Source organism: Halomonas koreensis (assembly GCF_031451675.1).
GTDB classification, from domain to species: Bacteria; Pseudomonadota; Gammaproteobacteria; order Pseudomonadales; family Halomonadaceae; genus Halomonas; species Halomonas koreensis.
The window spans coordinates 153,789-165,662 of the sequence record NZ_JARWAK010000007.1 but is presented as its reverse complement, the minus strand read 5'-3'; the positions used below and the strand labels follow the sequence as shown (position 1 = coordinate 165,662).

The window sequence follows — 11,874 nt, the reverse complement described above, 5'->3', positions numbered from 1 at the left end:
GGCGCCGCTCGGGGCTTGCGACGGCGTGACGCCGCTGGCATGATATGGGCCCTGTTCGGGCAACCGCCCGCTGCGTCGGTGGTGGAATTGGTAGACACGCGAGGTTTAGGTCCTCGTGCCTCCGGGTGTGTGGGTTCGAGTCCCACCCGACGCACCATGCTCATCGCCGCTTCCCCTCCCGGCCCGTCGATCGCGACCGGCGCGGCGACGTCCCGCCCACCGAGGCATCCCGACACTCCCCGCTGAGACGCGCCTCCCCCCTGCGCGAGCTGCGTGCCCTTGGGCCGCCGATGGCCTCGTCGCCTCCTCCCGTCCCGACATCGCCCCGTGCGACGCTCGGCTCAGCGCCCGTCGGCGTCGGGCAGCACCAGGTGTCCCGTGGCGGCCTGCGCCCGGGCCGCCGGCGATTCGCCCGACAGGCGCGGGATCACCCCCAGGCAGGGCGCCTTCAGGCTCGCCGCCAGGGTGTCGAGGTTGTCCCGGTAGAGGGCCTCGTCGGCGGCGAAGTCGGGATCGATCAGGTTGCCCGCCCAGCCGGCCAGGCGCAGGCCGTCGGCCCGCACCGCCTCGGCGGTGAGCCGGGCATGGCTCAGGCAGCCCAGCTTGAGCCCGATCACCAGGATCACCGGCAGTTCGAGGCGCACCGCCAGCCCGGCGAGGTCCTCGGCGTCGTTGAGGGGCACGCGCCAGCCGCCGGCGCCTTCGACCAGGGTCAGGTCGCGGCCCTCGGCCAGCGGGCCGGCGAGGTCATCGGCCAGCGCCGCCAGGCTTGGCGCCTCGCCGGCGCGTCGCGCGGCCAGGTGGGGCGCGATGGCCGGCGCATAGGCGCAGGGGTTGATCGTCGCATAGGCGGTGTCCGGCACGCTCTGGGCCTGGAGGGTCAGGGCGTCGACGTTGCGCAGCCCCGCCGGGGTCGCCTCGCAGCCGGAGGCCACCGGCTTGAGGCCCAGGGTGGTCAGCCCCCGCCGCCGGGCCAGGGCCAGAAGGCCGCTGGCCACCAGGGTCTTGCCGGCGTCGGTGTCGGTGCCGGTGACGAAGTAGGCGGACATCTCAGCGCTCCAGTGTCAGGGTCAGCAGGTGATAGGAAACCGGCAGGCCCGCAGGGGTGCGCAGGGCCTCGTAGCGGCGCCGGGCGCGCGCGACGTCGGTCCGGGTGAGGCGTGCCCCGGGGCGTGCCACCTGGGCGCCCACGCCCTTGATCGAGGCCATCACCGCCTGCAGATCCGGGTAGTGGAAGCGTTCCAGGCGCGACTCGACGGCCACGCCGGCGAAGCCGGCCCGATGCGCGGCCAGCCGGTGTCGGGCGGCATCGCGGAAGCCGAGCAGGCCTGCCGGCCGCGCCCAGGCGCGGCCGACCTCGTCGAGGGTGCCGGGCCCCAGGGTGTTGATCAGCGCGCGGCCGCCGGGGCGCAGCACCCGATGCAGCTCGCCGAGCACCGCCTCCAGGTCGGGGCACCACTGGATCGCCAGGTTGGAGACCGCCAGGTCGATCCCGGCCGTCGCCAGCGGCAGGGCCTCGGCATCGGCGCACAGCCAGCGGATCGTCGTGCCGTGACGGCGGCGCGCCTCCTCGAGCATGCCCGGTGCCAGGTCGAGCCCGGTGACCGCATCGCCGCCCGCGTAGCGGCGCGCCAGCTCGGCGGTCATCTCGCCGGGCCCGCAGCCCAGGTCCAGCACCCGCTCGGCGCGCGCCGGCAGCCCCGCCAGCAGGCGTTCGCCCATGGCCTGCTGGGCCCGGGCGCGCGCCTGGTAGTGGGGGGCGGCTCGGGAGAAGGCGTGGGCGACGCGGTCGCGCCAGTCGCGATCGGAGCGGCTCGGCTCGGCGCTCGGCAGGGCGGTCATGACGGGGTCTCCTGCACGGTCGGACGGCGCTCGGGGGCGGCGGCGATGGCGGCCAGCGCGCCGGCCAGCGCCTGCGGCTGACTGAGCATCGGCGCATGGCCGGCGTCGGCGATCCGCCGGTCGGCCCCGGCGCGGAGGGCGGGGGTCAGCAGCGGGTCGGCCTCGCCGGCCAGCCGGTGTACCGGGCAGGGCGCCGCGGCGAGCCGACGCGTGTTGTCGAGCCGGGCGAGCTGGGCGAGCCCCGCGGCCAGGGTGGTGGTCGGGGCGGGCGCCTGCTCCCCGAGCAGCGTCAGCAGGCGGCGGTGCGCCGCCCGGGGGGCGGGCTCGCCGCGCAGCTGCCAGCGCAGGAAATGCGCCCGGGTGGCGTCCGGGTCGCGGCGGAAGGCGCCGCGGAAGGTGGCGAGGGCCGCCTCGTCGACGCCCTCGGGGTGGCAGAAGCGCGCGTCCATGCCCAGCAGCACCAGGGCCCGGGGGGCCGGTAGCCGGTCGAGCAGGGCGCCGGCCAGCAGCCCGCCCAGGGACCAGCCGACCCAGACGGCGTCGGCGGGCAGGTCGTCGGCCATGGCCTCGGCCAGGGCGCCCAGGGCGGCCGGGTCGCGGAGCTCGGGGCGGGCGCCATGGCCCGGCCAGTCCGGGGTCCGGACCTCGACCGCCTCGGGCCAGTGGTCCGCCAGGTCGCGCCAGATGCGGGCGTCGCAGCCCCAGCCGGCGAGCAGCACCAGGCGACGCCGGGACGTCGGTTCGCTCATGCGTGCTCCTCCCGGCGACAGGCGGCCAGCCCCTCGAGCAGGGCGTCCAGGGCGTCGTCGTCGTGGCCCGCGGAGAGCGTGATGCGCAGTCGCGCCTCGCCCCGGGGCACCGTCGGCTCGCGGATGGCGCCGACCCGCAGCCCGGCGTCGCGCAGGCGTGCGGCCCAGCGCAGGGTCCGCGCGCCGTCGCCCAGCAGGATCGGCTGGATCGGCGTGGCGGAGTCGGCCAGCGGCAGCTCGAGGGTGGCGGCCTCGCGGCGAAAGCGCGTGATGCGTGCCTGCAGCCTGGCTCGGCGCTCCGGCTCGGCGGCGAGGAGGTCCAGGGCGGCCAGGGTGGCCGCCGCCACGCCCGGCGGCTGGGCGGTAGTGTAGACGTAGGGCCGGGCGAACTGGATCAGGTGCTCGATCAGCGCCTCGTCGCCGGCCACGAAGGCCCCGGCGCTGCCCAGCGCCTTGCCCAGGGTGCCGACCAGCACCGGCACCTCGTCGACGCCGTGGGCCCGGCCCGCGCAGCCGTCGCCGTGCTCGCCGAGCACGCCCAGGCCGTGGGCGTCGTCGATCATCAGCCAGGCGGCATGCGCGCGGCAGGTCCGGGCCAGGCCGGCGATGTCGGCGACGTCGCCGTCCATGCTGAAGACGCCGTCGCTGACCACCAGCCGCGGGGCGTCATGCGGGGCGCGGGCCAGCAGGCGCTCGAGGTCGGCGAGGTCGCGATGATGGAAGCGCCGCGAGGGGGCGCCGGCGAGCCGGGCGCCGTCGAGCAGCGAGGCATGGTTGAGGCGATCCTGGAAGACCGGGGTATACCGGTCGCACAGCGCCTGCAGGGTGCCCAGGTTGGCCATGTAACCGGTGGAGAACAGCAGCGCCCGGGGCCGGCCTGTGAGCGCGGCCAGGCGCCGCTCGAGGGCCTCGTGGACCTCCAGGTGGCCGCACACCAGGTGCGAGGCGCGGGCCCCGGCGCCACAGCGCCGGGCCGCCTCGGCCTGAGCCTCGGCCAGTCGCGGGTCGGCGGCCAGGCCCAGGTAGTCGTTGCCGGCGAAGTCGCGCAGCGCCTCCGCGGGCGACAGGGTGGGCCGGGTGCGCCACAGGCCACGGGCCCGGTGGCTGGCGGCCCGCTCGGCCAGACGCTGCGACCAGGGGGCGGTCATGGCCTCAGGCCCCGGCGGCGTCGTAGAACAGCTCGCTGCCCTGGCGGTCGCGGATGGCGGCGTCCAGGGCGGCCTCGGCGCCGGCGTCGTCGGCGCAGGTCTCGCGGCGCTCCGGGTGCAGGCCGAGCTTGTCGAACAGCGCCCGGTCGCGCTCCACCTGGGGGTTGCCGGTGGTCAGCAGGGTGTCGCCGTAGAAGATCGAGTTGGCGCCGGCCAGGAAGGCCATGGCCTGGGTCGACTCGTCCATCTGCTCGCGGCCGGCGGAGAGCCGCACATGGCTCTTCGGCATCAGGATGCGGGCCACGGCGATGGCGCGGATGAAGTCCAGCGGGTCCAGGTCCTCGACGTCCTCCAGCGGGGTGCCGGGGACCTTGACCAGCATGTTGATGGGCACCGATTCGGGATGCGGCTCGAGGCGCGCCAGCTCCTGGAGCAGGGCGGCGCGATCGCGGGGCGCCTCGCCCATGCCGAGGATGCCGCCGGAGCAGACCTTCATGCCCGCCTCGCGGACGTTGGCCAGCGTCTCCAGGCGGTCGGCGTAGGTGCGGGTGGTGATGATCTCGCCGTAGTAGTCCGGCGAGGTGTCGAGGTTGTGGTTGTAGTAGTCGAGGCCGGCGTCGGACAGTCGTCGGGCCTGCTCGGTGTCGACCATGCCCAGGGTCATGCAGGTCTCGAGGCCCAGCGCCTTGACCCGGGAGACCATCTCCATCACCACCTGCAGGTCCTTCTCCCGGGGGCTGCGCCAGGCCGCGCCCATGCAGAAGCGGCTGGCGCCGGCCGCCTTGGCGGCCCGGGCCTGTTCCACCACCTTCTCGATCTCCAGCAGCTTCTCCTTGTCGAGCCCGGTGTTGTAGTGGCCGGACTGCGGGCAGTACTTGCAGTCCTCCGGGCAGGCGCCGGTCTTGATCGACAGCAGGGTCGACACCTGGACGGCATTGGGGTCGAAGTGGGCCCGATGCACCTGCTGGGCGCGGAACAGCAGGTCGTTGAAGGGCAGCGCGAACAGCGCCTGGATCTCCTCCAGCGTCCAGTCGTGGCGAACGCCGCCGACGGCGTCTAGGGTCAGGTCATCCAGGGGCGTTGCGGAGGCATGGGCAGGCATGGCGGGCTCGCTTTTGGTCAACTGGTCGCGAATATCGAGGTTGACCGATAGGGTACGGGGACGCGTCGGCATGTCAACCGTCGGGCATGCCGAGGTTGACGGCTGGCTGCGCCGGATGCTGCCCGGGCGCTGCGCCTTCTGCCTCGGCCCCTGCCAGGGCGGCGCGCCCTGGTGTCGGCCCTGCCTGGCGGCGCTGCCCTGGAACCGGCCGGCCTGTCCGGGCTGTGCCGAACCCCAGCCGGGCCAGGCGCGGGGGCGGATGTGCGGCCGCTGTTTGCGGCACCCGCCGGCCTTCGATGCCGCCCGGGTGCCGCTGCGCTACGAGGCCGAGATCGCCGTGCTGATGCGCCGCTTCAAGTTCCAGGCCTCGCCCCGGGCCGGCGGCGTGCTCCTGGCGTTGCTGCTGGAAGGCCTGTCGAACGCGCCGCGCCCGGAGGCCCTGGTGGCGGTCCCCCTGCACCCGCGGCGGGCGAGGGCGCGGGGCTTCGATCAGGGACGCTGGCTGGCCGAGCGCCTGGCACGGCGGCTGGGGGTGCCGCGCCGGCGAGCCGAGCGATGCCGCGACACGCCGAGTCAGCGCGGGCTCGACCGCCGCGGCCGGCGGGGCAACCTGCGCGGCGCCTTTCGGGTGGCCGGGCCGCTGCCGCGGCGGGTGGTCCTGCTCGACGACGTGATGACCACCGGCGCGACCCTGGACGCCCTGGCGCGGGCCTGCCGCCGGGCGGGGGCCGAGGAGATCGAGGCCTGGGCCCTGGCGCGCACGCCCGCCCGGCTCTGGTAGCATGCGGGCTCGACGATCGAACAGGAGCGCCCATGCACGACGCCATCCATCCCTTCGCCCGTCTCGACCCCGCCCGGGTGGTGGCGGCGGTGGAGTCGCTGGGCTTCTGGCTGCCCGGCGAGCCCTTCGCCCTGAACAGCTACGAGAACCGGGTCTACCTGGTCCACGACGACGAGCGGCGACGCTGGGTGGTCAAGTTCTACCGTCCCGAGCGCTGGGCGGATGCCCAGATCCAGGAGGAGCACGACTTCCTGGCCGAGCTGGCGGACGAGGGCGTGTCGGTGGCCGCCCCCTGGCGCGACGCCGCGGGCGCCAGCCTGCATCACCACGACGGCTTTCGCTTCGCGGTCTTTCCCCAGCTGCCTGGCCAGGCGCCCGAGCTGGAATCCCCCGAGCACCTGTTCGCCCTGGGCGAGGTGATCGGCGCGGTGCACGCGGTGGGCGAGCGCCGGGCCTTCGCCCAGCGTCGGACGCTGGCGCCGGCGGCCATGGCCGAGGAGGCCGTGCAGGGGGTGCTGGACAGCGGCCGGCTGGACGCCCGCCAGCGCCGGGCCTACGCGCGGGTGAGCGAGGCGCTGCGCGAACACCTGGCCGACGGTGCCGTGGAGCGGGCGAGCTTCCTGCGCGCTCAGGGAGACTGCCACCTGGGCAACCTGCTGGGCCGCGACGGCCACTTCGCCCTGGTGGACTTCGACGACTGCCTGATGGCGCCGGCGATCCAGGACCTGTGGATGCTGTTCACGGCCCAGGACGAGGGCGAGCGCCAGATGCAGCTGTCCGAGGTGATCGAGGGCTACGAGCAGCACCGCGACTTCGACCGGGCCGAGCTGGCGCTGGTGGAGCCGCTGCGGACCCTGCGGTTGCTGCGCCACAGCGCCTGGCTGGTCGATCGCTGGGAGGATCCGGCCTTTCCCCGCGCCTTCCCCTGGCTGGTGGACGCCGGTTACTGGGACAGCCACATCCGCCAGCTCGAGCAGCAGCGCCAGGCGCTGGAGGCGGCCCCGCGCTGGCTGGCCGGCGGCCCCTGAGGGGGGAGCGGGACGCCGGTCGGCGCCCCCGCGGGCTACTCGCCGGCGGCCTCGGCGCCTTCCTCGCCGTGCCGGCGGCGGCGCTCGTTGATCTCGGCGGAGGGGTTGGCCTGCTGCTCGATGCTCACGGGCCGGGTCAGGGTCAGCACGAAGCGGTCGTCCGGCGTCAGCCGGCAGCGGTCGGCGTCGCAGGCGGCGATGCCGAAGTCGCCGTCGGTGTCGTAGGCGCCGGCGGTGAGTTCGCCGCTGTAGATCTCGCTGTCGCCGCCCTCGGCTTCGATGCAGGTCAGGGCCTCGGTGGTCACGCGGATGCGGTCGCCGTCGCGCTGGGCGTCGCCGACCACCACGCAGTAGTCGGGCAGGTCGTGCGATCCCCGGCCATCGGCCACGGGATGCATGACCACGTCATTCAGGCGCGGGGTCTCGGCGTCGAGCACGAGCTCGTCGACCAGCGCCATCTCCACGCGGGCATCGGCGGGCAGCGACAGGGTGTCGGCCGCGGCCAGGCCGGGCAGCGTCAGGGCGGTGGCCATCAGCAGCAGGGTAGGGGTCTTGATCATGTCGGGTCTCGGCAGGCTTGGGCACTGGCATGAAACTGGTCTCAACTCTACCACAGGCCGCGTCGGCGAGCAGCCGGCCCGGCGGCTGGCCGCGCGCGACATTCTGTCACTGCGCGGGCGGCGGCGAGACTGCGTCCGGCCGGGGCTTGCGCTAGAATTGGGGCTTCCCTGGCATCTCTCCTTGTACAAAAAAGAAATTTTGCATAATTTAAGTATAAGGGTGTGTGGCCGGGCCATCGCCGACGCACCGACATAACGACTCTGCATGGGGCCTGACCATGACCGAACATCTCGCCAATCACTATCGCCGCATCATCGAGGAGCTGGGGGAGAACCCCGACCGCGAGGGGCTTCGCGATACCCCGAAGCGGGCCGCCAAGGCCATGCAGTTCCTCAACCACGGCTATCACCAGTCCCTGGAGGAGATCGTCAACGGCGCGGTCTTCGAGTCGGATACCGACGAGATGGTGCTGGTCAAGGACATCGAGCTCTACTCGATGTGCGAGCACCACCTGCTGCCCTTCATCGGCAAGTGCCATATCGCCTACCTGCCCCGCGGCAAGGTGCTGGGGCTGTCCAAGTTCGCGCGCATCGTCGACATGTACGCCCGGCGCATGCAGATCCAGGAGAACCTGACCCGCCAGATCGCCGAGGCGGTGCAGCAGGTCACCGAGGCCCGCGGCGTGGCCGTGGTCATCGAGGCGCGCCACCTGTGCATGATGATGCGCGGCGTCGAGAAGCAGAACTCCAGCATGACCTCCTCGGTGATGCTCGGCGCCTTCCGCGAACTGCAGAGCACCCGCCAGGAATTCCTGACCCTGGTCCACGGCCGCTGAAGGAGATCGAGATGCCATTGCATGCCCTGGGCGACGAACACCTCGACCACGACCTGGCGACGATCCGCATCAAGGATCTGCGCCTGCGCACCCACGTCGGCATCAAGGAGGAGGAGATCCAGAATCGCCAGGACGTGGTGATCAACGCGGTGATCCGCTACCGGGCCGACAAGGCGGTGGCCTTCAACCACATCGAGGAGGCCCTCAACTACCGGACCATCACCAAGCGGGTGATCGCCCACGTGGAGGACAACCGCTTCCTGCTGCTGGAGCGCATGACCCGGGAGGTGCTCGACCTGATCATGAGCTTCGATCAGGTGCTCGCCGCCCAGGTGGAGATCGACAAGCCGCATGCCCTGCGCTTCGCGGACTCGGTGTCGATCACCCTGTCCGACTCCCGGGAGGCGCGTCGCCCGGCCTGAGTCCGGGGGCGGTACGGTTGGCGCGCCGGGGCCCTTGCGCTTAGCATGAGGATCAACCCTCATCACGAGCCCCACGCCAGGAGTCGACCATGGAAGCCCTGAAGGAAACCCAGCTCTACTGTCCCTTCGCCTATATCGACGGGAGCTGGGTCGCCGCCGACAGCGGCGAGCAGATCGAAGTGATCAACCCGGCCGACGGCGAGACGATGGGCAACGTCCCGCGGCTGGGACGCGCCGAGACCGAGCGGGCCATCGACGCCGCCGACGCCGCCCTGCCGGCGTGGCGGGCCCTGACCGCCCAGGAACGGGCCGACATCCTGATGAAGTGGCACGACCTGATGCTCGAGCATCGGGACGACCTGGCGATGATCATGACCCACGAGCAGGGCAAGCCGGTCAAGGAAGCGGCCGGGGAAATCGCCTACGCGGCCAGCTTCCTGCGCTGGTTCGCCGAGGAGGCGCGGCGGGTCTATGGCGAGACGGTGCCCGCCGCCAAGCCGCACCAGCGGATCCTGGTGACCAAGCAGCCGGTGGGCGTGGTGGGGGCCATCACCCCCTGGAACTTCCCGGCGGCGATGATCACCCGCAAGGCCGGCGCCGCCCTGGCGGCCGGCTGCACCGTGGTGGTCAAGCCGGCCAGCCAGACGCCGTTCTCCGCCACCGCCCTGGCGCTGCTGGCCGAGCGGGCCGGGGTGCCGCGCGGGGTGTTCAACGTGGTGCCGGGGCGCGCCTCGGAGATCGCCGCGGCGCTCACCGAGTCCTCCGCGGTACGCAAGATCACCTTCACCGGCTCCACCGAGGTGGGGCGTGAGCTCATGGCCCAGGCTTCCCGCCACGTGCAGAAGATCTCCCTGGAGCTCGGCGGCAACGCCCCCTTCATCGTCTTCGAGGACGCCGACCTGGACGCCGCCGTGGAGGGCGCCATGGCGGCCAAGTTCCGCAATGCCGGCCAGACCTGCGTGTGCACCAACCGCTTCCTGGTGCAGTCCAGCGTGGTCAACGCCTTCTGCGAGAAGCTGGCGGTGGCCATGAACAGCGAGCTCAAGGTGGGGGCCGGCACCGAGGCGGACGTCAACATCGGGCCGCTGATCGACGACCGGGCGGTCGCCAAGGTCTCCGAGCACGTCCAGGACGCCGTGGACCACGGCGCCGAGCTGCTGTTGGGCGGGCATCCGCACCCGCTGGGCGGCAACTTCTTCACACCGACCCTGATCAGCGATGCCAACGCCAGCATGAAGGTGGCCAGCGAGGAGACCTTCGGTCCCCTGGCGGCGGTCTTCCCCTTCGAGGACGAGGAGGACGCCGTGGCGATGGCCAATGACACCGAGTACGGCCTGGCCTCCTACTTCTACTCCCGGGACCTGGGGCGAGTCTGGCGCGTCGCCGACGCCCTGGACTACGGCATGGTGGGCATCAACACCGGGCTGATCTCCAACGCCGCCGCGCCCTTCGGCGGGCTCAAGGCCTCCGGCCTGGGTCGCGAGGGCGGCCACCAGGGTATCGAGGAGTTCCTCGAGACCAAGTACCTGTGCATCGATCTGGGATCGTAGGTTCGAGGTTCGAGGTTCGAGGTTCGAGCGGAAGCGGCAAGAGCGGTGCTTTACGCCTGGAAGCCGGAAGCGTAAAGAACAACACCCCTGCAGCCTGGCTGCAGGGGTGTTGACGTTTCGGGGTGCGAGCTTATGCTGCCTCGCGCCTCGCGCCTCGCGCCTCGCGCCTCGCGCCTCGCGCCTCGCGCCTCGCGCCTCGCGCCTCGCGCCTTAGTGCCTGAAGTGGCGCATCCCGGTGAACACCATGGCGATGCCGGCCTCGTTGGCGGCGTCGATCACCTCCTGGTCGCGCATCGAGCCGCCGGGCTGGATGACCGCGGTGATGCCGGCCTCGGCGGCGGCGTCGATGCCGTCGCGGAAGGGGAAGAAGGCGTCGCTGGCCATCACCGAGCCGGGCACCGAGAGGCCCTCGTCGGCGGCCTTGATGCCGGCGATCCTGGCGGAGTAGACGCGGCTCATCTGGCCGGCGCCGACGCCGATGGTCTGGCCGTCCTTGGCGTAGACGATGGCGTTGGACTTGACGTACTTGGCGACCTTCCAGGCGAAGGCCAGGTCGCGCATCTCCTGCTCGGAGGGCACGCGCTCGCTGACCACGGTGAGCTCGTCGCGGCCGACCATGCCCAGGTCGCGATCCTGGACCAGCAGGCCGCCGGTGACGCGCTTGAGGTCGTGGGCGTGCTGCCGCTCGCCGGGCCAGTGGGCGCCGATATCGAGCAGGCGCACGTTCTTCTTCTCGGCGACGATCTCGGCGGCCGCGGCCTCGACCCCGGGGGCGATGATCACCTCGACGAACTGGCGGTCGATGATGGCCCGGGCGGTCTCGGCGTCCAGCGCCCGGTTGAAGGCGATGATGCCACCGAAGGCGCTGGTGGGGTCGGTGGCGAAGGCCTTGTCGTAGGCCTCGACGGGGCGGGCGCCCACCGCCACGCCGCAGGGGTTGGCGTGCTTGACGATCACGCAGGCGGTGTCGGTGAAGCCCTTGACGCATTCCAGGGCGGCGTCGGTGTCGGCCACGTTGTTGAACGACAGCGGCTTGCCCTGCAGGGTCTCGGCGGTGGCGACGCTGGGCTCGCGGCAGTCCGGCTCCACGTAGAAGGCGGCGGACTGGTGCGGGTTCTCGCCGTAGCGCATGGCCTGCTTCTTGACGAACTGCAGGTTGTAGGTGCGCGGGAAGCCGGCCTCGCCGCCGGGAGCCCGCTGGCCGAGATAGTCGGCGATGGCGGCGTCGTAGCCGGCGGTGTGCTCGAAGGCCTTCACCGCCAGGTCGAAGCGGGTGGCCTGCTGCATGCCGCCCCGGGCGACTTCCTCGAGCACCCGCTGGTAGTCGCCGGCGTCGACCACGATGGTGGTGTAGGCGTGGTTCTTGGCGCAGGCGCGGACCATGGTCGGGCCGCCGATGTCGATGTTCTCGATGGCGTCCTCGAGGGTGCAGTCGGGGCGCGCCACGGTGGCCGAGAAGGGGTAGAGGTTGACCACCACCATGTCGATGGCGGCGATGTCGTGCTCGGCCATCACCGCGTCGTCCTGGCCGCGCCGCCCCAGGATGCCGCCGTGGATCTTGGGATGCAGGGTCTTGACGCGGCCGTCCATGATCTCGGGGAAGCCGGTGTGCTCGGAGACCTCGGTGACCGGGATGCCGTTTTCCTGCAGCAGGCGGAAGGTGCCGCCGGTGGAGAGCAGCTCGACACCCTGGTCGCTGAGGCCGCGGGCGAAGTCGACGATGCCGGTCTTGTCGGAGACGCTGATCAGGGCGCGACGGACCGGGGGGGTGGTGGAGGCTTGGGACATGAGCGTCACTCTGTTGCGGGCGTGGACAAGGAGGTCGGACGAGAGCGCGCGAGGGCGCCAAGAGGCGC

Annotated in this window: 12 protein-coding genes and 1 tRNA gene; 6 read left to right on the top strand and 7 right to left on the bottom strand. The window is 72.4% G+C overall.

What is annotated here, in order from left to right:
• Positions 1–72 precede the first annotated feature (72 nt).
• Positions 73–157, top strand: a tRNA-Leu gene (locus tag QC818_RS09955).
• Positions 158–341: 184 nt separating this feature from the next.
• Here the strand turns inward: QC818_RS09955 and bioD are convergent.
• From bioD to bioB, 5 genes are read right to left on the bottom strand one after another with little or no spacing between them, the layout of a single operon-like run.
• Entirely contained in the window at positions 342–1,049 is a 708-nt protein-coding gene (gene bioD, locus QC818_RS09950) for a dethiobiotin synthase (RefSeq protein ID WP_309652700.1), read from the bottom strand.
• Position 1,050: 1 nt separating this feature from the next.
• Positions 1,051–1,842, bottom strand: a complete 792-nt coding sequence (locus tag QC818_RS09945) for a malonyl-ACP O-methyltransferase (RefSeq protein WP_309652699.1) — start codon at positions 1,840–1,842, stop codon at positions 1,051–1,053.
• Complete coding sequence (locus tag QC818_RS09940; RefSeq protein WP_309652698.1) at positions 1,839–2,591, bottom strand: alpha/beta fold hydrolase; 753 nt, start codon at positions 2,589–2,591, stop codon at positions 1,839–1,841. The genes QC818_RS09945 and QC818_RS09940 overlap by 4 nt, the downstream gene beginning before the upstream one ends.
• Positions 2,588–3,739 carry an 8-amino-7-oxononanoate synthase gene (gene bioF, locus QC818_RS09935; RefSeq protein ID WP_309652697.1) on the bottom strand — a complete coding sequence of 384 codons (1,152 nt, stop codon included), beginning with the start codon at positions 3,737–3,739 and terminating at the stop codon, positions 2,588–2,590. The genes QC818_RS09940 and bioF overlap by 4 nt, the downstream gene beginning before the upstream one ends.
• 4 nt (positions 3,740–3,743) lie before the next feature.
• The gene (gene bioB, locus QC818_RS09930; protein WP_309652696.1) at positions 3,744–4,841 is read right to left on the bottom strand and encodes a biotin synthase BioB; all 1,098 of its coding nucleotides are present in this window, start codon (positions 4,839–4,841) and stop codon (positions 3,744–3,746) included.
• A gap of 70 nt (positions 4,842–4,911) precedes the next feature.
• On the opposite strand from bioB, the gene QC818_RS09925 reads away from it, so the two are divergent.
• Together QC818_RS09925 and QC818_RS09920 are read left to right on the top strand one after the other, a co-directional pair.
• Positions 4,912–5,622, top strand: a complete 711-nt coding sequence (locus QC818_RS09925) for a ComF family protein (protein ID WP_309652695.1) — start codon at positions 4,912–4,914, stop codon at positions 5,620–5,622.
• 32 nt (positions 5,623–5,654) lie between these two features.
• Positions 5,655–6,650 (top strand): serine/threonine protein kinase, encoded by a 996-nt coding sequence (locus tag QC818_RS09920; RefSeq protein WP_309652694.1) that lies wholly within the window; start codon positions 5,655–5,657, stop codon positions 6,648–6,650.
• A gap of 35 nt (positions 6,651–6,685) precedes the next feature.
• Here the strand turns inward: QC818_RS09920 and QC818_RS09915 are convergent, their stop codons facing one another.
• Positions 6,686–7,210: a hypothetical protein gene (locus tag QC818_RS09915; protein WP_309652693.1), complete on the bottom strand. Its 525-nt coding sequence runs from the start codon at positions 7,208–7,210 to the stop codon at positions 6,686–6,688.
• Between the two features lie 278 nt (positions 7,211–7,488).
• On the opposite strand from QC818_RS09915, the gene folE reads away from it, so the two are divergent.
• From folE to QC818_RS09900, 3 genes are all read left to right on the top strand, one after another.
• Positions 7,489–8,046, top strand: a complete 558-nt coding sequence (folE, locus tag QC818_RS09910; RefSeq protein ID WP_309652692.1) for a GTP cyclohydrolase I FolE — start codon at positions 7,489–7,491, stop codon at positions 8,044–8,046.
• Positions 8,047–8,057: 11 nt separating this feature from the next.
• The gene (folX, locus tag QC818_RS09905) at positions 8,058–8,468 is read left to right on the top strand and encodes a dihydroneopterin triphosphate 2'-epimerase (RefSeq protein ID WP_309652691.1); all 411 of its coding nucleotides are present in this window, start codon (positions 8,058–8,060) and stop codon (positions 8,466–8,468) included.
• Positions 8,469–8,557: 89 nt separating this feature from the next.
• On the top strand, positions 8,558–10,018 hold the full coding sequence (locus QC818_RS09900; RefSeq protein WP_309652690.1) for an NAD-dependent succinate-semialdehyde dehydrogenase: 1,461 nt from the start codon (positions 8,558–8,560) through the stop codon (positions 10,016–10,018).
• A 210-nt stretch (positions 10,019–10,228) separates the two neighbouring features.
• Here the strand turns inward: QC818_RS09900 and purH are convergent, their stop codons facing one another.
• Entirely contained in the window at positions 10,229–11,806 is a 1,578-nt protein-coding gene (purH, locus tag QC818_RS09895) for a bifunctional phosphoribosylaminoimidazolecarboxamide formyltransferase/IMP cyclohydrolase (protein ID WP_309652689.1), read from the bottom strand.
• Positions 11,807–11,874: the final 68 nt, after the last annotated feature.